22 protein-coding genes are annotated in these 21500 nt (G+C 53.0%); 16 read left to right on the top strand and 6 right to left on the bottom strand.

From position 1 onward, the window contains the following. Positions 1–7 precede the first annotated feature (7 nt). The gene (dsdX, locus tag UTM25_RS02615) at positions 8–1345 is read right to left on the bottom strand and encodes a D-serine transporter DsdX (protein WP_194401481.1); all 1338 of its coding nucleotides are present in this window, start codon (positions 1343–1345) and stop codon (positions 8–10) included. A 204-nt stretch (positions 1346–1549) separates the two neighbouring features. On the opposite strand from dsdX, the gene dsdC reads away from it, so the two are divergent. Next, positions 1550–2476 carry a DNA-binding transcriptional regulator DsdC gene (dsdC, locus tag UTM25_RS02610; RefSeq protein ID WP_069303447.1) on the top strand — a complete coding sequence of 309 codons (927 nt, stop codon included), beginning with the start codon at positions 1550–1552 and terminating at the stop codon, positions 2474–2476. Between the two features lie 84 nt (positions 2477–2560). Beyond that, a complete protein-coding gene (locus UTM25_RS02605) occupies positions 2561–3649 on the top strand; it encodes a cellulase family glycosylhydrolase (protein WP_194401482.1) in 1089 nt (362 codons plus the stop codon). Here the strand turns inward: UTM25_RS02605 and emrD are convergent. The 4 genes from emrD to tisB all read right to left on the bottom strand — a co-directional run bounded on the left by emrD (position 3552) and on the right by tisB (position 6408). Continuing rightward, positions 3552–4736: a multidrug efflux MFS transporter EmrD gene (emrD, locus tag UTM25_RS02600; protein ID WP_320714246.1), complete on the bottom strand. Its 1185-nt coding sequence runs from the start codon at positions 4734–4736 to the stop codon at positions 3552–3554. The two genes, UTM25_RS02605 and emrD, sit on opposite strands and share 98 nt — an antisense overlap. 175 nt (positions 4737–4911) lie before the next feature. Next, entirely contained in the window at positions 4912–5745 is an 834-nt protein-coding gene (locus UTM25_RS02595) for an EamA family transporter (RefSeq protein ID WP_194401484.1), read from the bottom strand. Positions 5746–5807: 62 nt separating this feature from the next. Further along, positions 5808–6254: a GNAT family N-acetyltransferase gene (locus UTM25_RS02590; RefSeq protein WP_194401485.1), complete on the bottom strand. Its 447-nt coding sequence runs from the start codon at positions 6252–6254 to the stop codon at positions 5808–5810. Between the two features lie 64 nt (positions 6255–6318). Continuing rightward, positions 6319–6408, bottom strand: coding sequence for a type I toxin-antitoxin system toxin TisB (gene tisB / locus UTM25_RS02585; RefSeq protein WP_023309830.1), 90 nt, complete (start codon positions 6406–6408; stop codon positions 6319–6321). Positions 6409–6929: 521 nt separating this feature from the next. Between tisB and ivbL the strand changes: the two genes are divergently transcribed. From ivbL to UTM25_RS02515, 14 genes are all read left to right on the top strand, one after another. Next, positions 6930–7028: an ilvB operon leader peptide IvbL gene (gene ivbL, locus UTM25_RS02580; RefSeq protein WP_057979964.1), complete on the top strand. Its 99-nt coding sequence runs from the start codon at positions 6930–6932 to the stop codon at positions 7026–7028. A gap of 106 nt (positions 7029–7134) precedes the next feature. Continuing rightward, positions 7135–8823, top strand: coding sequence for an acetolactate synthase large subunit (gene ilvB, locus UTM25_RS02575; protein WP_194401486.1), 1689 nt, complete (start codon positions 7135–7137; stop codon positions 8821–8823). A 3-nt stretch (positions 8824–8826) separates the two neighbouring features. After that, on the top strand, positions 8827–9114 hold the full coding sequence (gene ilvN, locus UTM25_RS02570; RefSeq protein WP_006808802.1) for an acetolactate synthase small subunit: 288 nt from the start codon (positions 8827–8829) through the stop codon (positions 9112–9114). 797 nt (positions 9115–9911) lie between these two features. Continuing rightward, the gene (locus UTM25_RS02565) at positions 9912–11093 is read left to right on the top strand and encodes an MFS transporter (RefSeq protein ID WP_194401487.1); all 1182 of its coding nucleotides are present in this window, start codon (positions 9912–9914) and stop codon (positions 11091–11093) included. After that, positions 11068–11814 carry a ferritin-like domain-containing protein gene (locus UTM25_RS02560; RefSeq protein ID WP_194401488.1) on the top strand — a complete coding sequence of 249 codons (747 nt, stop codon included), beginning with the start codon at positions 11068–11070 and terminating at the stop codon, positions 11812–11814. Before UTM25_RS02565 ends, UTM25_RS02560 begins: the two co-directional genes overlap by 26 nt. Before the next feature lie 3 nt (positions 11815–11817). Further along, positions 11818–12420 (top strand): hypothetical protein, encoded by a 603-nt coding sequence (locus tag UTM25_RS02555; protein WP_194401489.1) that lies wholly within the window; start codon positions 11818–11820, stop codon positions 12418–12420. Next, a complete protein-coding gene (locus tag UTM25_RS02550) occupies positions 12413–12706 on the top strand; it encodes a pyrimidine/purine nucleoside phosphorylase (RefSeq protein ID WP_194401490.1) in 294 nt (97 codons plus the stop codon). The genes UTM25_RS02555 and UTM25_RS02550 overlap by 8 nt, the downstream gene beginning before the upstream one ends. Then, positions 12699–13718: a Gfo/Idh/MocA family protein gene (locus UTM25_RS02545; protein ID WP_194401491.1), complete on the top strand. Its 1020-nt coding sequence runs from the start codon at positions 12699–12701 to the stop codon at positions 13716–13718. Before UTM25_RS02550 ends, UTM25_RS02545 begins: the two co-directional genes overlap by 8 nt. Before the next feature lie 22 nt (positions 13719–13740). Then, positions 13741–14760, top strand: coding sequence for a sterol desaturase family protein (locus tag UTM25_RS02540; protein WP_194401492.1), 1020 nt, complete (start codon positions 13741–13743; stop codon positions 14758–14760). 90 nt (positions 14761–14850) lie between these two features. Beyond that, positions 14851–15444: a transcriptional regulator UhpA gene (uhpA, locus tag UTM25_RS02535; protein WP_194401493.1), complete on the top strand. Its 594-nt coding sequence runs from the start codon at positions 14851–14853 to the stop codon at positions 15442–15444. After that, on the top strand, positions 15441–16946 hold the full coding sequence (gene uhpB, locus UTM25_RS02530; protein ID WP_194401494.1) for a signal transduction histidine-protein kinase/phosphatase UhpB: 1506 nt from the start codon (positions 15441–15443) through the stop codon (positions 16944–16946). The genes uhpA and uhpB overlap by 4 nt, the downstream gene beginning before the upstream one ends. Next, positions 16939–18258: an MFS transporter gene (locus tag UTM25_RS02525; protein ID WP_033144332.1), complete on the top strand. Its 1320-nt coding sequence runs from the start codon at positions 16939–16941 to the stop codon at positions 18256–18258. Before uhpB ends, UTM25_RS02525 begins: the two co-directional genes overlap by 8 nt. A 140-nt stretch (positions 18259–18398) precedes the next feature. Continuing rightward, positions 18399–19790 (top strand): hexose-6-phosphate:phosphate antiporter, encoded by a 1392-nt coding sequence (gene uhpT, locus UTM25_RS02520; protein WP_045400423.1) that lies wholly within the window; start codon positions 18399–18401, stop codon positions 19788–19790. A 178-nt stretch (positions 19791–19968) separates the two neighbouring features. Continuing rightward, positions 19969–20421, top strand: a complete 453-nt coding sequence (locus UTM25_RS02515; protein WP_014830062.1) for a DUF1198 domain-containing protein — start codon at positions 19969–19971, stop codon at positions 20419–20421. Here UTM25_RS02515 and UTM25_RS02510 read toward each other — a convergent pair. Beyond that, positions 20418–21338: a LysR family transcriptional regulator gene (locus tag UTM25_RS02510; protein WP_194401495.1), complete on the bottom strand. Its 921-nt coding sequence runs from the start codon at positions 21336–21338 to the stop codon at positions 20418–20420. The two genes, UTM25_RS02515 and UTM25_RS02510, sit on opposite strands and share 4 nt — an antisense overlap. Positions 21339–21500 lie beyond the last annotated feature (162 nt).

The following is a 21500-nucleotide window of genomic DNA, read 5'->3' as shown; positions in this document are numbered from 1 at the left end:
TTCGCGCTCAGATAATGAAGGAAAGCAGGAATGTGCCGCCAAGTGCAAGCACCGAGGCGATAAACGTCGCCGTCGTATAGTATTTGAAGGTCTCATTCAGGGTCGCGCCGCAGTATTGCTTCACCAGCCAGAAGAGCGAATCGGTCACGATCGTGCAGCCAATGGCCCCGGAACCGATGGCAATGGTGATGATCTCCGGACTTACGTTCGGGTAGAGCGGCAGCATCGGCGCGACTATCGCCGTGGCGCCCATCATCGCCACCGTCGCGGAGCCTACGGCGGCATGCAGCACCAGCGCCACAAGCCAGGCGAGCAGGATAGGGTGCATGTGCAGGTTCGAGAGAATATGCGCCAGCGAGTCCGCCAGCCCGCTGGTTTTCAGGATGGCGTTAAACGCGCCGCCCGCGCCGATAATCAGCAAAATGTTGGCGATAGAGCCGAAGCCGTGCTCGGTGTGCGTCAGCATCGTACCCATGCCCATATGCTGGCGGATCCCCAGCAGGTAGTAGGCGACAAACACGGCGATAAACATGGCGGTGATGGGGTTGCCGATAAACTCCAGCAGCGTATACAGCGTGCCTTCTTTTGCCATATTCAGCTCGGCAATGGTTTTCACCAGCATCAGGGCAATCGGCAGCAGCACCGTGAACAGCGTGGCGCCCAGCGACGGCAGGGTGTGCTCTTCGCGCACCTTCAGGTCTGAAAATTCCGCCGGAACCGGTTTAAACGGCAGACGGTTGCCGAGCAGTTTCAGGAACAGCGGGCCGCCGACCAGCGAGGCCATCAGGCCCACCATCAAACCGTAAACAATGACCGTTCCGACGTCCGCGCCTAATTTATTGGTTACAAACAGCGCGGCCGGATGCGGCGGCACCACGCAGTGCACCGCCATCAGCGCGGTACAGAGCGGAATGGCCAGCTTGAGCAGCGACGTGTTGGTCTTTTTGGCGATGGAAAACGCCAGCGGGATCAGCAGTACCACGCCCACTTCCACAAACAGCGTAATGCCGCAGATAAGGCCCACCAGCACCATAATCACGTCTGCGGATAGCCAGCGGCAGCGCTGCAGTGCGATCCCGATGCGCTCTGCCGCGCCGGAGACTTCCATCATCTTGCCGAGAATGGTACCCAGACCAATCACCGTCGCCAGGAAGCCCAGCGTACCGCCAATTCCGCTCTCGATGGCGTTCACCATATCCAGCGGGCTCATCCCCATCATAGCGCCGACGAAAAAGCTCGCCAGCAGCAGCGCGAGGAACGGGTGAAACTTCAGTTTTACGATGGTTAAAACAATCAACACAATGCTGACCAGCAGCGTTGCCACAACCCAGACCTGAGATCCCATATCTCACCTCACCCTTATGTCATCTGTGGGTATTGGACGAAAAAACGGCGTGGGCTGACAAACGATATAAATTGGCGTTCAGGTGAGCCAGATTGGATCAACTGAGTGACTGCGCTCTAAAAAGCGCACTTAATTCGTATTAGGTTCACATAAATTCACCCTTGAGCGGTATGCTGAGCGCAGAAAACCCGCGTGAGAATTGTGATGACCGATGCGAATGAAGCCAGAAACCGCCTGTTAAACGGCTGGCAGCTGTCGAAAATGTATACCTTTGAAGTGGCCGCCCGGCATGAGTCCTTCGCCCTGGCGGCGGAGGAGCTGTCGCTCAGCCCCAGCGCGGTGAGCCACCGCATCAACCTGCTGGAAGAGGAGCTGGGCATTCAGCTGTTTGTCCGCTCGCACCGTAAAGTCGAGCTGACGCAGGAGGGAAAGCGCGTTTACTGGACGCTTAAATCGTCCCTCGACACCCTGAATCAGGAGATCCTGGACATCAAAAACCAGGCGCTGTCCGGCACGCTGACGGTTTACTCCCGCCCGTCGATCGCCCAGTGCTGGCTGGTGCCCATGCTGGGAGACTTTACCCGCCGCTATCCGTCGATTTCACTCACCATCCTGACCGGCAATGATTACGTCAATATGCAGCGAACGGGCGTCGATCTGGCGCTCTATTTCGACGATACGCCGCCAAACCACCTCTCTCATCACTTCCTGATGGACGAGGAGATATTGCCCGTCTGCTCGCCGCAGTATGCCCGCGAGCATGAACTGCTGAAAAACCCCGATAACCTCAGCCACTGCACGCTGCTGCATGACCGTCAGGCCTGGAGCAACGATTCCGGTACGGATGAGTGGCTGAGCTGGGCGCAGCACTTTGCGGTGAATATGCCGCCATCGTCGGGCATTGGTTTCGATCGTTCCGATTTAGCGATTATTGCGGCCATCAACCATGTCGGCGTCGCGATGGGCAGAAAGCGGCTGGTGCAGAAACGGCTCGAACGGGGCGAGCTTATCGCCCCGTTTGGTGAAAAGACCCTGAAATGCCATCAGCACTACTATATCTCGACGCTTTCTGGCCGGCAGTGGCCGAAAATAGACGCCTTTATCGGCTGGCTGAGAGAACTGGCAGGTTGAAGAATTATTACGCTTTCGCTCTACACGAAATGTGAAAAAGCGTGCTAAATACAGGTAATGCTTTCGATTTATCCAGGGTAAACCGTGTTAAAGCCTTTTATTGCCTGTGCATTACTGATCTCTTCCGGCTGGGCGATTGCCGCTGAGCCGCCGCTGACGGCTGCCCACTATGCGCAGCAGCTGGGCGTCGGGATGGATGTGGACTGGGCGCGCACCGAGCGCGGCATACGCGAATTCGATCCGCTGGTGGTACGCGATTTTCGTGCAAAAGGCATTACCCACGTGCGCATTCGCGTCGCCGATGAGCCGACGGAAGCGCGGCTAATTCACCTGCGCAAGCTGGTAGAAGCCTGCGAGCAGTATGGCGTGATCCCGATTATCGCTTATCAGGCTGATGAATATAAAAACGACCCGAAAGCCGATAACGAGAAAGAGACGATCAACTGGTGGATTGCCGTGGCGCACTATTTCGGTCAGAGCTATCCGCTGCTGGGTTTTGATCTCATTTATGAGCCGGCCGACAAGCTTAACCACAACCTCGCGTCGCTAAACCGCGTGTATGAAAAAACCATTAAAGCGATCCACGACATGGACCCGCAGCGCATGATCTTTATTGCGCCACGCCTGCGCGCCGCCCCGGAGGATTTATCCAGCCTGAAGCTGCCCGCGCACAGTCAAAACTACCTGCTGGCGGAGTGGCATATTTTCCCGTGGGGGCCGCTGAAAAATAGCGGTAAATACCCGTGGACGTCCGGCACGGCGGCGGAGAAAGCGGCTATCCATAATCGCATCAATACCGCGCTGCGCTGGCAGCAAAAAACCGGGCACGTTAGCTGGGTCGGGGGCTGGGGCGTGGGAGAGTCAAACCACCTCACGCCAACCGCTTCGCAAATGGCGTTCTCCACCTTTATGGCCTGCGAGCTGCAAAAGGCGAAAATCCCGTATGCGCTGAACGCGGATTTCCAGTTTTACGACGGGGAAGAGGGGGCCTGGCGGCCCGCGCCGGAGCCGTTGTTGCAGGCGATGATTGCGCCCGTCTGTGAAAAACCCGGCGAGAAGCCGGGCCATCATGCGGTTAAACCGGCTGCTCGTGATGCAGAACACGCGACGCCAGCGGCAGCCAGCACAGTAAAATCAGCAGCCCCATCAGCGTCATCAGCAGGCCCAAACTAGCCTGCCCGGTCTGCAGCATCATCGCCGAGAGCCAGGCCAGCGCTCCGGAGCCGATATTCTGCAAACCGCCCACCAGCGCGCCAGCCGTGCCTGCGAGGAACGGGAACGGCTCCATCGCGCCGCTGGTCGCCAGCGGGAACAGCATCCCCGCGCCGAAGAAGAACAGCGCTGCCGGGATGAGCAGCGTCCAGACCGTCATCACGCCGAACAGCCCCGGTATCCACATCATCAGACCCGCCAGCAGACAGCTGATTACCGACTGCCACATCAGGGTGGAGAAGCGTTTGTTTGGGCGTCCGGCAAACCACGCGCCGAAGAACGCCGCCGGGATCGGCAGAATAAACAGAATACTCACGACCATGCTGCTCAGGCCCAGCCCCGCACCCAGCAGCACGCCTGAGCAGGCTTCGAACACCGCAATGCCCGCCAGGCCGCCGATCAGCATCAGCAGGTAGCAGGTAAACGACCCGTTGCCAAACAGCGTTTTATAGCTGGTGATGAGCTTCGTGCGCGGCGCGTCCTGCGGGCGCGTTTCCGGCATCCGGCGCGCCATGCTGAAGGTGACAATGACGCACAGCACCAGCAGGAAGGCGTAGCAGGCGCGCCAGGACCACATCGTGTCCAGCAGGCCGCCAATCAGCGGGGCGAGAAGCGGGCTGACCAGAATACCCATGTTCAACAAGCTGTTGGCATGACGGAGCTGGGTGCCCTGATACATATCGCGCGGTAAGGTTCGCGCCATCACCCCACCGACGCCGGTCCCGACGCCCTGCAGGGCGCTGGCGGCAATCAGTACGGTCAGGCTGTGCGTGGAAATGGCAATCACCGTCGCCACCATGAAAATACTCATGCCCACCAGGATCACCGGGCGACGCCCGACGCGGTCAGACAGCGGGCCGTAGAAGAGCTGCGAAACGCCATAGGTCAGCAGGTAGGCTGCCATCACGCTCTGCACCGCGCCCTCGCGGACGTTCAATTCCTTTGCCATGTCGGCAATCGCCGGAATGTAGATGGTTTGCGCCATCTGACCGACGGCCACCAGTAACACCAGCATCAACAATAAGTTAACGTTCCTTTGTTTTTTCATGTCGCTGAATACTTTTGCCAAAAGAGAAAAATGAAGAATAAGTGACTGCGCATTCCCATAAATGCGCGAGGAATCTACCACAGAGAGATGACAATTTAAGCATTGTTGTGGTGAATGGAAAAACCGGGAAAGGCAGGATTTGTAAACAAGATCGGCAACTAATGTTGCCAGTGATTTACGCCATGCGCAGCAGAATGGCGCCGCCGGCAATACCCAGCGCCGCCGCGATACGCAGGCCCGCAACCTTCTCTTTTAAAAGGACAAACGCGATCATTGCCCCAAAGAGTATGGAGGTTTCACGCAGCGCCGCGACCACCGCCAGCGGTGCCTGCGTCATTGCCCAAAGCGCCAGACCGTAAGATCCCATGGTTCCCACCCCGCCGAGCAGCCCCTTTTTCCAGTGCAGGCGCAGGTAGACGGACGCCTCGCGCCGACGCGCCACCATCGCCCAGCTCAGCAGGCAGAAGCCGTTCATAAAGAAGGTCCACAGCATGTAGCCCAGCGCGGTGTCCGACAGACGCACGCCGGTGCCGTCTACCAGCGTATACCCGGCAATAAAGCAGGCGTTCAGCAGCGCCAGCCCGATCCCTTTGCGTGACCGTATGCGGCCATGCATCGCCATCGCCAGAATTGACAGGCAAATTACTCCGATACCGGACCAGGCGAGCCACGAGAGACGATCGCCGAGCGCCAGCACGCCGATCAGCGCCACCAGCAGCGGGGCGGTGCCGCGCATCAGCGGATAGGTCTGGCTCATATCGGAGACCTGATAGGTCTTCGCTACCAGCACGGTGTACACCACCTGTAAGGCGCAGGAGACGATCAAAAACGGCCAGCTTGCAGCAGAAGGCTGTGGGGAAAACGGCAGTAAGACCAGAGCGATAACCGTGGCGGATCCGCTAACGCTTATGGCGGAATAGAGCTTGTCCGTTCCGGCCTTAACGATGGCGTTCCAGCTGGCATGCAGCAGCGCGGCGAAGAGCAAAATGCAAAAAACGGTGATGGTCATAGCGTATCGGGTGGTGAATTGTCACTCAACTGTAACATTCACACCCTGATGCTGCCAGCCGGCTACACGGCACAAAAAAGGCGGTGCGTCACCCGCGGCTCGTCCGAGACCAGCGTAAAACCCGCCTGGCGATAGAAGCCGTACGCGCTCTCCGGCGCGTGGGTATTCAGGAAATCAAACCAGATGCTGGCATCGGCCATCACCACGGTTAAAAGCTGTTTGCCAATGCTCAGCCCGCGGCACTTCTCGCTGACGTAGAGATGGCGAATACGTCCGGCGCGCGGCTGCTGGCTGAACGGATCGCGGTTGAGGCCGCACACGCCCACCAGCTTGCCGTTGAGAAACGCACCCAGCAGCTTTTCACCCGGCGCGTTAAAGCGGTTCTCACCACGCTGCCAGTTCTCTTCAAGCCTGCGCAGCATGTTGAAATTCAGTGCGATACTTTCAGCCTTCAGGGCGATATACCCCGGCTCATCCGGTGTGACGGGCTCAATTAACAGACGCGACATAGCATTCCCTCGTTATTAAAGAGGGGCGGTTGCCCGCCCCTCTCAGGTGCGACTTGAACCTGAATTACCGAAGGAATTTCAGGACAGCATCAAGCAGTTGCAGTACAGCAACAATGAGTTTGAGGATAAGTATCACCATATCCACTACGCTCATACGCGTCTCCTTTTGGTTAAAAGGAGCACGATGCTGGCGTACCTTTCCGCCGCCTGTTGCCAGCACCTGGATTGACGTAACACAGTGTGCTCACTTCAGGGGTTAAGGCACTGACGGCACCACCCGTTTCAGCCAGGACTTCGTTGCGCCGGTAGAACTGCGGCCCCCTCGCTCACTGCGAACACCCTCAGTATAGATAAATACTGTATGTATGAACAGTATTTTTTGGACAAAATCAGGAAGGCGATCCATACTCAAAAACGTCGAAATCCGTGCCGGAATTGCGCGTTCGTCTTCGATCGCGTATACTTTTTGCGTTGACGTAACACAGTGTGTTCTGCGGCGACCAACCGCAAAACCCTGATAAAAACCTCGCTTAGGCGGGGTTTTTTGTTTTCATCCCTCAACAAACGAAACGTGATCCCTGGCGCATTTTTGTGCAGATGAAAATATTTCCATTGTCACGCCCGAAAACCTGTGTTTGTATAAATTCCATCAATGATTCCAAACACAGGTCCCCAATGACTTCATCCATCTTCACTTCGACCCTACTAAAAACTGCGCAACCAGCCGCAGTGGTCGTCGTGCGTGTGGTGGTGGTCGTCGGCAATGCGCCGTAGGGACTGGATCAACACACGAATCCAAAACCCCGCCGGCGCAAACCGGGCGGGGTTTTTCGTTTAAGAGCCTCCCCGGAAAGTCGGCCCAGAAGAAAAGGACTGGAGCATGGCAAGTTCGGGCACAACATCCGCGAAGACGCGTTTCACCGGCGCGCAGCTGATCGTTCATTTACTGGAACGGCAGGGCATCACCACGGTTGCGGGCATTCCTGGCGGCACGGTGCTGCCGCTGTACGATGCGTTAAGCCAAAGCACGCAGATCCGCCACGTGCTGGCGCGCCACGAGCAGGGGGCAGGCTTTATTGCTCAGGGCATGGCGCGTACCCAGGGCAAACCGGCGGTCTGTATGGCCTGCAGCGGCCCGGGCGCAACCAACCTGGTCACCGCCATCGCCGACGCGCGCCTCGACTCCATTCCGCTGATCTGCATTACCGGCCAGGTACCGTCCTCGATGATCGGCACCGATGCGTTCCAGGAAGTGGACACCTACGGCATCTCTATCCCCATCACCAAACATAACTATTTAGTTCGCGACATCAGCGAGCTTCCTCAGGTTATCAGCGATGCGTTCCGCATTGCGCAGTCCGGCCGCCCGGGCCCGGTGTGGATAGACATTCCTAAGGATGTCCAGACCGCAGAGATCGAGATAGACGTCCTGCCGGAGCCGGGCGAGCGTGCCCCCGCGCCGGAATTCAGCGCTGAGAGCGTGCGCGATGCCGCCGCCATGATTAACGCCGCCAAACGCCCGGTGCTCTATCTGGGCGGCGGAGCGATTAACGCTGCGGATGAAATCCGCCAGTTTGCGGAAAAAGCCAACCTGCCGACCACCATGACCTTGATGGCGCTGGGCATGCTGCCTAAAGCGCACCCATTGTCATTAGGCATGCTGGGCATGCACGGCGCGCGCAGCACCAACTACATCCTGCAAGAGGCGGATTTGCTGATTGTTATGGGCGCGCGTTTTGATGACCGGGCGATTGGTAAAACCGAGCAGTTCTGCCCGAATGCGAAGATCATTCACGTGGATATCGACCGCGCCGAGCTGGGTAAAATCAAGCAGCCGCACGTGGCGATTCAGGGCGACGTGGCCGAGGTGCTGGCGCAGCTGATCCCTCAGACGGATGCAGCCGACCGCGCCGACTGGCGTAAGCTGGTGGCCGATCTGCAGCGCGAGTTCCCGGGCGCCATCCCAACCGAAGGCGACCCGCTGAGCCACTACGGTCTTATCAACGCCGTAGCCGCCTGCGTGGACGACAGCGCGATTATCACCACCGACGTGGGTCAGCATCAGATGTGGACCGCCCAGGCCTACCCGCTGAACCGTCCGCGCCAGTGGCTGACCTCCGGCGGTCTGGGAACCATGGGCTTTGGTCTGCCCGCAGCCGTGGGGGCGGCGCTCGCCAACCCGGACCGTAAGGTCATCTGCTTCTCCGGCGACGGCAGCCTGATGATGAACATTCAGGAAATGGCCACCGCGGCCGAAAACCAGTTAGACGTGAAAATCATCCTGATGAACAACGAGGCGCTGGGGCTGGTGCACCAGCAGCAGAGCCTGTTCTACAAGCAGGGCGTGTTTGCCGCGACCTACCCGGGGATGATTAACTTTATGCAGATTGCCGCCGGTTTTGGCCTGCACACCTGCGATCTGAACGCCGAAGAGGATGCCCACGCGGCGCTGCAGGCGGCGATTTCTCGCCCCGGCCCGGCGCTGATCCACGTGCGTATCGATCCTGAACAAAAAGTGTATCCGATGGTGCCGCCGGGAGCGGCAAATACTGAGATGGTGGGAGAATAAGCCATGCAGAAACAACATGAAAACGTCATTCTGGAACTCACCGTCCGCAACCACCCTGGCGTCATGACCCACGTCTGCGGACTCTTTGCCCGCCGGGCGTTTAACGTGGAAGGCATTCTCTGTCTGCCGATTCAGGGCAGCGAGCACAGCCGCATCTGGCTGCTGGTCAACGACGACCAGCGTCTGGAGCAGATGATGGCGCAGATCGACAAGCTGGAAGACGTCACCAAAGTGGCGCGCAACCAGTCCGATCCCACCATGTTTAACAAAATTGCGGTGTTTTTCGAGTAAACTTACGTTAACGCCCGAATATGATTTGAAATTGTGTTCGGGCTTTTGCGTTACAATCGTTTGTTTTAAGCCAGTGCCATCCTTCTGAACTTATTTCTATTCAAACGTCACTAACATAAATCCCATGTCGTCGCGCGTCACGATAAGGAAGATAAACGTTCTTTCCATCGCACCCATCCGCTAGCAACATGAAATAACATATTCCGAATTACAATAAATGAATAATAACTATTCGCATTAATGTTGTGGCTTATTACATGTGATGATTTAAAAATTAAATTCACAAATAGACATATCCTCCTCATAATATATCATATAACTAAGAATTACCTTAATAAAATACAAAGAATTTCGCCGTCCGTTCTGAGTTAATAGTTGCTAGTTAAAACTGAAGAAATAAATTTCACTTTAACTTAACCTACTGATTTTGCGGATCATATATTTAAGTTGTAACTATCACTCAACACAACCTGTCTCATGATTTACAAGCGGTACTATTAAAATATTGGTATTTACCCATATGAAATTAAACAATATGAAGTGATGCTAAAATATAAAATGAGTTACGATGTAGATCACAAAATCTTAACTTTTAATTTTCTTAATATTTACAAAACTCTGAGTTTGTATTTAGATTAAATCGCCTTGCAAGCACAATTCAATGAAGCAATATCACTCGTAATTATTACTATCAGGAGGATTTATGGACTATCAACCATTGGCAGTGTAAGACATCTATAACTGGTATAAGCCGTTAGCGGCTTATACCAGCCAAAACTCAATTAAGGTAGGGATAGATGATAAAGTATATTGGCATTGGATCTAATGAATTAGATACATACCTTGATTATGCTGTTTTAAGTATTGTCGCTATATATATGTTTAATGCCACTCCGTTCCAGATGGGTGTGCTGGGAGCCTGTTTTGCACTACCGTTTCTTTTTTCAAGTACGTTATTTGGGCGTTTGTTAGATAATGCTAAAATCCATCACTATCGGGTGATGTTGTTTTTTATTAATGCCATTGTCACTCCCTTATTCATGCTGACGGGTTCGATAGTAGGTTTATACTGCATTGCATCAATAAAAACATTGTCACGGTGTGGACTGAATATCTCAAATGTAAAGCTAAACACGGATGATTCAGAGTCCAGGAGATTCTTTGAAATTTATGGGTATCTTATCAATGCCAGCAGGATAGTTATTCCGATTATCGGGGTATATATATATCAGAACTATGGATTATGGTATGCAATAGGCTTATCAACACTATTAAACCTTGTTGGATTATTTGCCTCAACTGAAAAAAACAGCCGGATAACTTCTTACAGTAGTGATAACAATTCACATTACAAGTATTCATTTTGGCTGGAGCTAAAAAAACATCGGGACCTTTTTTATTTGGTTGTTGGTTATACGCTCGCAAATTTAGCATTTTTTATGAGCAATGATATGCTGGGTTTGTTTTTCAGAGCATTGGGGCAGACTGAGAATAGTGTTGGTTTAATAATTTCATTGTTGGGTATCGGAGGGGCGTGCGGCACAAAGTTTGCTTCAGTACTCAACAACCATATTAAATCCGTGCAGATATTAATGGTTTCTATGCTGTTTAACATTACAGCATTCATGCTATTTGGCTTCGTAACACCGCAGAGTGCATCAGTACTATTGTTCTATTTTGGCATTATGTTAATAGGTGCCTCTTCGGGTATCACCTTTTTTGCAGTCAGGTATGGTGTGCGTAATATTGTTGGATATGCAGATGTCGGCAAAGCAACGGGCATGATCCAGATGATTTCTTCAGTGGTCGCTATTCTGATGCCTATGGTTGGAGGGATTATTGCCAGTGCAACCTCACTTATTGTGACATTCCGATTAACCGGTTTGATGCTAATAGCCACTTTCATTGCGGTTTTATTATTTTTTTATAACGAACAAAGCAGGAGTAAGTGTCATGAAGAACCCACCGAAAATGAGTGAAATGGATTTTCTATCCGATCGGCATTATGATTTATATGTTAAAGGAAAAGCCAAACAAACATGGGATGCCAGCCTTGATTGGAGTTTAGCGAAAAATGACAATATTCCAGCCAGATTGCGTGAGGATGCTATAACTATTGCCAGCCTATCTGCTCATGTGGAATGGCTAGGAATGGAGAATGCGGCTGAATTACTTCTTCAGGCCAACGATTTCTCGCTGAAGTTGGGGCTTGCACAAGCCGTAAATGATGAAGCGAGACATTCAGAACTTTTTTCGCGCTATGCCATCCTCGCGAATGGTTCCATTCGTGATTTATCAAAAACCAGAGAATTATATATTGAGCATTTTCATAAGCTGGATACATTTGACGAGGTTTTTTTAAGCCATGTATTTCTTGAAAATGGTGCCCTGGAACAGTTTAATTTGTTCATTCATGCCTTTACAGAAAATAGTTTGATTGGCCAAATTTATAAAGGTGCCATGAACGATGAAGCTAGACATGTTCAGATGGGAATTAACTACTTCCGACAGTTAATCAGTCGTGATCCTGCTAAACATGAAATGGTATCGGATCATCTGCATACGTTTAAAAGCATTCTTCATGTCAATCCTGAGGGAATAGCATGGTTATCGGGCATTAGCGGTATTCCGGCAAATGAAATACAAGAAAGAGTTCAACGCCGGCATGATAATTTTATAAATAAAATAATTGAAGGATAAAACATGTTCTCTGGTGTGAAAGTTTTAAAATCGCTGATCACTGATCGTGAAATTGATATCTTTTATCGCTATCTTGCTATTTCAAAAAATTTGGGTGTGTTAAAAGGTAACACGGACAGTGCCGATGCTCATATGTATTTTGCTGTGCCATTAGGGGAAGCAATGCTGAGCCACTTCAATCCATTAATGAAAGATATTGTTGGAGAGGATGTTTATCCAAGTTATTCTTTTTTATGGAATTATAAAAAGGGATATATCCTGCCAAAGCATAAAGACAGAAACTCTGTCGATTATATTATATCCATTGGATTACATAGCCACGAAGAAAGTGACTGGGGGATTTTCGTCAATGGTGAAGAAATAAAATTATCGGTAGGTGATGCCATGGTTCTTGATGGGAAAAAATTTGAGCACTGGCGTGAGGCTTGTCCTTATGAGAATAGATTGCAACTTATCTTATGTTATACGCGTGATTTGGGACAACGCTTTGACAGACGCCAGCACCTTGGTTTTGACCCTATCCCAGAAGTTATAACCAGCCCGTTAAATCGTGGCTTATCAATTGAAGATCGCCATGTGGCAATATTAGGGGAAAATGATGTCTGAACTATTAAGATATGAAAAAACATTGATTTTCTTTGATGGTAAAGTGATCCTTCGTGATTTTAGTGTTGATGGTATTAAAATGACGATGGGATATATGGCATCAGGTCAGTATCGGTGGTTAGCTGAAGACCCGGAACGTTTTATTATTATAAGTGGTAAAGCAGTTTTTACTTACAATGATCAAAAAGTGAATGTTCAATCAGGCAATGAAGTATTCGTACCAGCAGGAACAACATTCACGGTTGAGGTTGCTGAGCCATTAGATTACAGGTGTTATTATGCTTAAGCTTGGCATTGTTGGAACCGGTATGATGGCCGGTATTATCGCAGAAGCATGTCAATTCGCTGGACTTAACGTTCATTCAGTTTTGTCACGTTCACAAAACGCACTCAACGCTTTCTGTCAGAAGTTCAATATACCGCCCGATCGAGGTTTTTGTGATTCATCCAAATTCTTTTCTGATCCGAAACTGGATGCTGTGTATATCGCAACACCTACATCGACTAAAGAAGAACTCCTCAGGATATGCATACAATACCGTAAACATGCACTTATAGAGAAACCCTTTCCTGATTCAGATGTATTCATGTCATTGCTTTCAGAGTCTGAGCGGCTGGGTCTCGTCTGGCTTGACGCTGCTCATTATATACATAATCCTTTTCACAACCGGCTTAAACAAGAAATTGAGAAGTATGTGGGGCCAATAAACAGAATTTGTGCTTCTTTTATTTGGCCTGATACGGATCGCGGACAAATTAAATTCTCACCTGAACTGGAACCGTATGGAGCGCTTGGTGATCTGGGATGGTACCCGGCAAGAATAATCAGTGAGTTTATTGATGTTAGCCATCTGGAGACAATATCTTCCTTTCTAATTAAAAATAAAAAGGGGGCAATTATAGAAACAAATGCTACCGGATACACAAGTGATAATATCACTTTCACAAGTTCTGCGTCTTACCGTGGGTCTGTATGCGAGCAATCTTGTGTAATATCAGGGGAGAAAGGACAGTTAACTGTAAATGATTTCGTCATGCCTTATTGTGGTTCATTTGTCTATGGTGAAATGATGAATGAAATGACTATCAAGATTGCACATGGATTAAAACCCCTTCTCGACAAAACGGAAAAAAGATTTGTATTTACTGAGCGTCAACACATTACGATGCTAAAGAATTTTTCTGAATATACCATAGGGTGTGCTCGTGAAAACTTACTGTCACATCAGAATGTCTGTATCAATACTATAAACCTCCTACGTAGCATTAAGAATACAGCAAGCAGTATTATTGCTTAAATAGTTATTAACAGGAAATCTCATGGATAAGTTCAATGATATACTAACCGATGTATATAAGGAGTTTATCGTACCATTGACTGAACGAGCTCTGGTGTTTTTTACTCCTTCGGATGGTTTATATATAGGCTATCTTTTGACCGCGTCTTTTATTGCTATTATCTATTTTGCCTGGTGTTTAAGATCGTGGAACATGATTGCGGCAGCAAAGGCAGCAGTACGGGAACATAATTTTAGATCACGATCGGTAGTTGATGACATCAAACTTTTTTTTTGTGATAAAGTGCTACTGGGCTTTGTTTATACTTTCGTTATTGGTGCGGCATACTTCTTCAAGCACAAGACGATTTTATTACTATCCTTATTCGGTTTACCTGCCTCACATATTGTTCCTGGTTTTTATTTAAGTATTTTATTAACTATTGGGGCATTACTCGCTTTCGATTTTGCTGTTTTTTTTGAGCACTATCTTTCCCACAAGGTTATGATTCTTTGGGAGTTTCATAAAATACATCATATTGCTGAAGAACTTAACCCATTAACCGCATATCGTTCCCATCCTGTTAATCAATGTTGTTTCATTTTGATGGCCAGTCTGTTTTCTGGTTCGTATTCTGGAGTAATAAGCTATTTCTTTGATACAACCCATGCCTATCTATTTTTTGCGGGGCAAAATATTATTATGTTTTTACTTCTTTTATTTGGGTTGAATTTACAACATTCACGCGTGTTTATTTACTACCCATCTGTCCTTCGACGAATTTTCGTTAGCCCTGCTTATCATCAATTGCATCATAGTAGTAATAAAAACCATCATGATATAAATTTCGGGTTCATTTTCTCTTTTTGGGATTATCTCTTTAAGGTGCAATATCTTCCAGTGAAGCGTGAACATTTAACCTTCGGAGTCAGTGGAGAGCGCTACGAGAGTTATGCTGGCATAAAAAACACCTATGTAACTCCTTTCAGGAGAGCATATAAACGTATCGTTAAAAGAAGGCAATGTTATAAAAAAAGCCCCCCAAAGCAGGATATCGTTTAAAATATAGCTCTCTCATGATGTTGGCTCACTTGAAGGATGAAGTCTATATCGTTAAGGTAAGCGCGTTTTTTAACCTGCGAGAAACGCGCCATGACCACCATCGCTCTTATCGACGACCACCTTATCGTCCGCTCCGGCTTTGCCCAGCTTTTAAACCTCGAACCGGATTTTCAGGTCGTGGCCGAGTTTGGCTCCGGTCATGAAGCGCTGGCGGGCCTGCCGGGGCGCGGGGTGAAGGTCTGTATCTGCGACATCTCAATGCCGGATCTCTCCGGGCTGGAGCTGTTAAGCCAGCTGCCGAAAGGGATGTCGACGATCATGCTGTCGGTCCACGACAGCCCGGCGCTGGTCGAGCAGGCGCTCAACGCGGGCGCGCGCGGCTTTCTCTCCAAGCGCTGTAGCCCCGACGAACTGATCGCCGCCGTGCGCACCGTCTCCACCGGCGGCTGCTATTTAACGCCGGATATCGCCATCAAGCTGGCGGCCGGACGCCAGGATCCGCTCACCAGACGCGAGCGCCAGGTTGCGGAAAAACTCGCGCAGGGCATGTCGGTAAAAGAGATTGCCGCCGAGCTGGATCTGTCCCCGAAAACCGTGCACGTTCACCGCGCCAACCTGATGGAAAAACTCAACGTCAGCAACGACGTCGAGCTGGCGCGCCGAATGTTCGACAGCTGGCAATGAGTTCCGCTTTTTCACGGCTGATCGCCGTCGTCGCCAGCTTTTTTATCTTCTCCGCCGCTTGGTTTTGCCTGTGGAGCATCAGCCTGCACCTGGTGGAACGCCCCGAGCTGGCGGTGCTGCTGTTTCCCTTCGGGCTGCGTCTGGGCTTAATGCTCCAGTGTCCGCGCGGCTACTGGCCGGTTTTGCTCGGCGCAGAGTGGCTGATGCTGGTCTGGCTGGCGCAGGAAGTTGCCCTCGCGCATCTGCCCTTATTGATGACCGGAAGCCTGCTCACGCTTCTCCCGGTTGCCCTCATTTCCCGCTACCGCCACCAGCGCGACTGGCGCACGCTGCTGCGTCAGGGGGCGGCACTGATTGCCGCCGCGCTGCTGCAGTCGCTTCCGTGGGTCGGCGAGAAGGAGATGCTCAATGCCCTGCTGCTGACCCTGACCGGCGGCCTGACGCTGGCGCCAACCTGCCTCGTGATCTGGCACTATCTCACCAGCACCGTCTGGCAGCCGCTCGGCCCGGCGCTGGTTTCCCAGCCGGTGAACTGGCGCGCCCGGCACCTCATCTGGTATCTGCTGCTGTTTGTGGTGAGCCTGTGGCTCCAGCTTGGCCTGCCCGCCGAGCTTTCTCGCTTCACGCCGTTCTGTCTGGCGCTGCCGATTATCGCCCTGGCCTGGCACTACGGCTGGCAGGGGGCGCTGATCGCCACGCTGATGAACGCAATCGCGCTGATCGCCAGCCAGACCTGGCACGATCATCCTGTTGATTTACTGCTTTCCCTGCTGGCCCAAAGTCTGACCGGGCTGCTGCTCGGCGCGGGCATTCAGCGCCTGCGTGAGCTGAACCAGTCCCTGCAATCCGAGCTGGCGCGCAACCGCCGTCTGGCGGAGCGCCTGCTGGAGACGGAAGAGAGCGTGCGGCAGGAAGTTGCCCGCGAGCTACACGATGATATCGGCCAGACTATCACCGCTATCCGCACCCAGGCGGGCATTGTCCAGCGCCTGGCGGCAGAAAACGCGGGCGTAAAGCAGGGCGGGGCGCATATAGAACAGCTTTCCCTCGGCGTCTATGACTCCGTCCGTCGCCTGTTAGGACGACTGCGCCCGCGCCAGCTCGATGACCTGTCGCTTGAGCAGGCGGTGCGTTCCCTGATGCGCGAGATGGAGCTGGAAAGCCGCGGAATAGTGAGCCATCTCGACTGGCGCATTAACGAATCTACGCTCAGCGAAGGCCAGCGCGTGACGCTGTTCCGCGTCTGTCAGGAAGGGCTCAACAACATCGTCAAGCACGCCAGCGCCAGCGCGGTTACGATCCAGGGCTGGCAGCAGGACGACAGCCTGAAGCTGATAATTGAAGACGATGGCTGCGGCCTGCCGCCGGGCTCCGGCCAGCAGGGTTTTGGCCTGGCGGGCATGCGCGAGCGCGTCAAGGCGCTGGGCGGCACGCTGAACCTCTCCTGCACCCACGGGACGCGCGTCAGCGTCAGCCTGCCGCTACGGAGTTACCATGTTTAAAACCCCTGCCAGCGCCGCGCCGATTGGCGATAAAGCGGAAATCGACGCCCGCTACCGCTACTGGCGTCGCCATATCCTGATGACCATCTGGCTCGGCTACGCGCTGTTCTACTTCACCCGCAAAAGCTTCAACGCCGCCGCGCCGGAAATCCTCGCCAGTGGCGTGATGACGCGCACCGATATCGGCCTGCTGGCGACGCTGTTTTACATTACCTACGGCCTGTCGAAGTTCTTCTCCGGCATCGTCAGTGACCGCTCCAACGCGCGCTATTTTATGGGCGTTGGGCTGATCGCCACCGGCGTAGTGAACATCCTGTTTGGCTTCTCGACGTCGCTGTGGGCCTTCGCCCTGCTGTGGGCGCTGAACGCCTTCTTCCAGGGCTGGGGCGCGCCGGTCTGCGCCCGCCTGCTCACCGCCTGGTATTCGCGCAACGAGCGCGGCGGCTGGTGGGCAATCTGGAACACCGCGCATAACGTCGGCGGGGCGCTGATCCCGATGGTGGTAGGTGCGGCGGCGCTGCACTACGGCTGGCGCGCGGGGATGATGATTGCCGGTGGCCTGGCGATAATTGCCGGGCTGTTTCTCTGCTGGCGCCTGCGCGACCGGCCGCAAACAGTCGGCCTGCCGGCGGTGGGCGACTGGCGGCACGACGAGATGGAGATTGCCCAGCAGCAGGAGGGCGCGGGGCTGACCCGCAGGGAGATCCTCACCAAATACGTGCTGAAAAACCCGTACATCTGGCTGCTGTCGCTTTGTTACGTGCTGGTCTACGTGGTGCGCGCGGCGATCAACGACTGGGGCAATCTCTACATGTCCGAGACGCTCGGCGTGGATCTGGTGACCGCCAACTCGGCGGTGACGATGTTCGAGCTGGGCGGGTTTATCGGCGCGCTGGTGGCTGGCTGGGGCTCGGACAAGCTGTTCAACGGCAACCGTGGCCCGATGAACCTGATTTTCGCCGCCGGGATTTTGCTCTCCGTCGGCTCGCTGTGGCTGATGCCGTTCGCCAGCTACGTGATGCAGGCGGCGTGCTTCTTCACCACCGGCTTCTTCGTGTTTGGCCCGCAGATGCTGATCGGCATGGCGGCGGCGGAGTGTTCCCACAAAGAGGCGGCAGGCGCGGCGACGGGCTTTGTCGGGCTGTTTGCCTACCTCGGCGCATCGCTCTCCGGCTGGCCGCTGGCGCGGGTGATCGACGTCTGGCACTGGAGCGGTTTCTTTGCGGTGATCGCCATCGCGGCGGGGATCTCCGCGCTGCTGCTGCTTCCCTTCCTGCATGCGCAGGCGCCGCGCGAGGTGAGCGAAGCGTGATGTGCCTCACCTTTTCGCCCCGAATGGCGCAAATCTAGGAAATTTTCCCGGTTTTACCTGGACGCTGTCTCAGGCATCTCTCCCGGCTGATTTTTACAATGCCTGCCATTCGCAGGTAAAAATCAGCTCAGGAGCAAACCATGCTGGCCTTCCTCAACCAGGTGCGCAAGCCGACCCTGGATCTGCCGCTCGACGTGCGGCGCAAGATGTGGTTCAAACCGTTCATGCAGTCCTATCTGGTGGTCTTCATCGGCTACCTGACCATGTACCTGATCCGCAAAAACTTTAACATCGCGCAGAACGACATGATCTCAACCTACGGGCTGAGCATGACGCAGCTGGGGATGATTGGCCTGGGCTTCTCCATCACCTACGGCGTGGGTAAAACCGTTGTTTCCTACTACGCGGACGGCAAAAACACCAAGCAGTTCCTGCCGTTTATGCTGATCCTCTCCGCCATCTGTATGCTCGGCTTCAGCGCCAGCATGGGCGCGGGCTCCGTCAGCCTGTTCATGATGATCGCCTTCTACGCCCTGAGCGGCTTCTTCCAGAGTACCGGCGGGTCGTGCAGCTACTCCACCATCACCAAATGGACGCCGCGCCGCAAGCGGGGTTCGTACCTCGGCATGTGGAACATCTCCCATAACCTCGGCGGGGCGGGCGCGGCTGGCGTGGCGCTGTTCGGCGCAAACTACCTGTTCGACGGCCACGTGATCGGCATGTTTATCTTCCCGTCGATTATCGCCCTGATTGTAGGCTTTATCGGCCTGCGCTACGGCAGCGACTCCCCGGAATCTTACGGCCTCGGCAAAGCCGAAGAGCTGTTCGGCGAGGAGATCAGCGAAGAGGACAAAGAGACCGAAGAAAATGAGATGTCCAAATGGCAGATCTTTGTTGAGTACGTGCTGAAAAACAAAGTGATCTGGCTGCTGTGCTTCTCAAACATCTTCCTGTACGTGGTGCGTATCGGCATCGATCAGTGGTCGACCGTGTATGCCTTCCAGGAGCTGAAGCTCTCTAAAGAAGTGGCGATTCAGGGCTTCACCCTGTTCGAAGTGGGCGCCCTGGTCGGCACGCTGCTGTGGGGCTGGCTTTCGGATCTTGCCAACGGCCGTCGCGCGCTGGTGGCCTGCGTCGCGCTGGCGCTGATTATCGCCACGCTCGGCGTCTACCAGCACGCCAGCAACCAGTACGTTTACCTGGCGTCCCTGTTCGCGCTCGGCTTCCTGGTGTTTGGTCCTCAGCTGCTGATCGGCGTAGCGGCAGTGGGCTTCGTCCCGAAAAAAGCGATCGGCGCCGCCGATGGGATTAAAGGTACCTTCGCCTACCTGATCGGCGACAGCTTCGCCAAGCTGGGTCTGGGAATGATCGCCGACGGCACGCCGATTTTCGGCCTCACCGGCTGGGCGGGCACCTTCGCGGCGCTGGATGCCGCAGCGATCGGCTGTATCATCCTGATGGCGATGGTCGCGGTGCTGGAAGAACGTAAGATTCGCCGTGAGAATCGTGCGCAGAAATTGAAAACAGCCTGAGTGTGCAGGTAACTTCTTTGCCCGGTGTGTGATGCCGGGCTTTTTTATATTGACCCCGACGGCGTTAACTCCTCCTCTCCCAATTCTTCAACATCTTTTCCGTTCACTATTATGGTGCCACCCGCTGTCGAGGCGCTGCGTTTCCCGCTATGATGAGCGGCTATTCATAGGAGAACGCATGGTCTGGATAATGCTGGCAACGCTTGCCGTGGTGTTTGTGGTGGGATTTCGCGTCCTGACCTCAGATTCCCGCCGCGCCATCAAACGTTTAAGCGAGCGTCTGGGGATCACCCCGATGCCGGTTGAGTCGATGATCGACCAGTTCGGAAAAACGCCCGGGAATGAGTTTATCCGCTACCTTGAGCGGCCGGACGAGGCGCATCTGCAAAACGCGGCGCAGGTGCTGCTCATCTGGCAGGTCTGCATCGTTGACGGCAGCGAAGAGAACCTGCATACCTGGCACCGCATGCTGCGTAAAGCCCGCCTGGCCGCGCCCATTACCGATGCGCAAATTCGTCTGGCGCTTGGCTTTATGCGCGAGATGGAGCCCGATCCGCAGGAGCTTAACGCCTTCCAGCTGCGCTATAACCAGCTCTTCCTGCCGGAAGAGGGCGTGTTTTACCTGCATTAAACCGTTTTTCCGCACAGGATATTTTGAGCGTTAAGAATCTCTTCTCTGTTTTCATTGAGGCGGGTGGCGGCATAGATATCTATATTTAACCTTTTTGCCTCCGCGTCCGTGAGTTCACGATAGCAAAGTCCTTCCTGATTAAAGGTGCATTTCGACTGAGGCAGCAGCGCAAATCCTTTCCCTCTTGCGATACGGCTTAGCATCACAAGGGTATCATCCGGCTCTTTTATCCGCTTAAGCGGCGTTTTCAGCGTCTCAAAGTAGCTTTCGCATTTGTCGTAAAATGACGGGTTGGCACTTCTGGAAAACCAGAAAATGGGAAGATCGCTAATGTCCTCCAGCGCGACTTTCTCTTTCAGGCTGGCAGGATGTAAAGAGGGCATTGCGATGAGCAACGGTTCCTGGCAGACCCAGCGGTATTGAACAATGTCTTCATGACCCGTTCCTTTTTCACCGGTCAGCACCAGATCCAGCATATTTTTAGACAGGCTTTGCAGCAGCTGGGCTGACGTCAGGTCCGGCGTTTCGACATCATCTTCCGCGTTCATTTTTTGAAGCTGGGTGTTCACGGGTTCTATGTATTCAAAATTAAGCGTCCGCGTGAGTCCGATACGCAGGCTCGTTTCAGAAGAGTGCGGGTCTTCTTTTAAATTGCTGATGTCTTTGAGTATTTTTTCAGCCTGAACAACCAGCGCACGGCCTGCTTCTGTGAGGCTAACGTCATGCGTGCTGCGGCTGAACAACTGACGTTTCAGAACCGCTTCAAGGCATTTTATCTGACGCGTCAATGGCGGTTGAGTCATGCGTAGACGTTCGGCAGCCTTACGGAAGTTCAGTTCATGTGCAACAGCGAGAAAACATTGTAATTGCTTGATACTGGGCAGGTTATTGCTGATTAAATGTTCTGCTGTGGCCATACGTCAGTCCTGAATGCGAAAAGGTATTTAGTCTTTTTTCGATTTCGATATTACACGCTAACGCCATGAAGAAAAACCCAATTTAATAGTAATACAAAAAGTATATTACAAATTTAATAATTCCACTTATACGCTGAGTTGATAAATTCATTTCTGTTTTTT

It is taken from the genome of Enterobacter sp. 61D5 (assembly GCF_034107965.1).
Taxonomy (GTDB): Bacteria; Pseudomonadota; Gammaproteobacteria; order Enterobacterales; family Enterobacteriaceae; genus Enterobacter; species Enterobacter cloacae_M.
This window is presented reverse-complemented; position numbering and strand designations above follow the sequence as displayed.

Bases quoted from the DNA above. Each gene is read 5' to 3' on its own strand.
- ilvN (WP_006808802.1), top strand. From the start codon at position 8,827: ATGCAGAAACAACATGAAAACGTCATTCTGGAACTCACCGTCCGCAAC.
- UTM25_RS02590 (WP_194401485.1), bottom strand. From the start codon at position 6,254: ATGTCGCGTCTGTTAATTGAGCCCGTCACACCGGATGAGCCGGGGTAT.
- tisB (WP_023309830.1), bottom strand. From the start codon at position 6,408: ATGAGCGTAGTGGATATGGTGATACTTATCCTCAAACTCATTGTTGCT.
- dsdX (WP_194401481.1), bottom strand. From the start codon at position 1,345: ATGGGATCTCAGGTCTGGGTTGTGGCAACGCTGCTGGTCAGCATTGTG.
- ilvB (WP_194401486.1), top strand. From the start codon at position 7,135: ATGGCAAGTTCGGGCACAACATCCGCGAAGACGCGTTTCACCGGCGCG.
- ivbL (WP_057979964.1), top strand. From the start codon at position 6,930: ATGACTTCATCCATCTTCACTTCGACCCTACTAAAAACTGCGCAACCA.
- UTM25_RS02525 (WP_033144332.1), top strand. From the start codon at position 16,939: ATGTTTAAAACCCCTGCCAGCGCCGCGCCGATTGGCGATAAAGCGGAA.
- UTM25_RS02560 (WP_194401488.1), top strand. From the start codon at position 11,068: ATGAAGAACCCACCGAAAATGAGTGAAATGGATTTTCTATCCGATCGG.
- UTM25_RS02565 (WP_194401487.1), top strand. From the start codon at position 9,912: ATGATAAAGTATATTGGCATTGGATCTAATGAATTAGATACATACCTT.
- UTM25_RS02540 (WP_194401492.1), top strand. From the start codon at position 13,741: ATGGATAAGTTCAATGATATACTAACCGATGTATATAAGGAGTTTATC.
- uhpB (WP_194401494.1), top strand. From the start codon at position 15,441: ATGAGTTCCGCTTTTTCACGGCTGATCGCCGTCGTCGCCAGCTTTTTT.
- uhpA (WP_194401493.1), top strand. From the start codon at position 14,851: ATGACCACCATCGCTCTTATCGACGACCACCTTATCGTCCGCTCCGGC.
- UTM25_RS02550 (WP_194401490.1), top strand. From the start codon at position 12,413: ATGTCTGAACTATTAAGATATGAAAAAACATTGATTTTCTTTGATGGT.
- dsdC (WP_069303447.1), top strand. From the start codon at position 1,550: ATGACCGATGCGAATGAAGCCAGAAACCGCCTGTTAAACGGCTGGCAG.
- emrD (WP_320714246.1), bottom strand. From the start codon at position 4,736: ATGAAAAAACAAAGGAACGTTAACTTATTGTTGATGCTGGTGTTACTG.
- uhpT (WP_045400423.1), top strand. From the start codon at position 18,399: ATGCTGGCCTTCCTCAACCAGGTGCGCAAGCCGACCCTGGATCTGCCG.
- UTM25_RS02555 (WP_194401489.1), top strand. From the start codon at position 11,818: ATGTTCTCTGGTGTGAAAGTTTTAAAATCGCTGATCACTGATCGTGAA.
- UTM25_RS02595 (WP_194401484.1), bottom strand. From the start codon at position 5,745: ATGACCATCACCGTTTTTTGCATTTTGCTCTTCGCCGCGCTGCTGCAT.
- UTM25_RS02510 (WP_194401495.1), bottom strand. From the start codon at position 21,338: ATGGCCACAGCAGAACATTTAATCAGCAATAACCTGCCCAGTATCAAG.
- UTM25_RS02515 (WP_014830062.1), top strand. From the start codon at position 19,969: ATGGTCTGGATAATGCTGGCAACGCTTGCCGTGGTGTTTGTGGTGGGA.
- UTM25_RS02545 (WP_194401491.1), top strand. From the start codon at position 12,699: ATGCTTAAGCTTGGCATTGTTGGAACCGGTATGATGGCCGGTATTATC.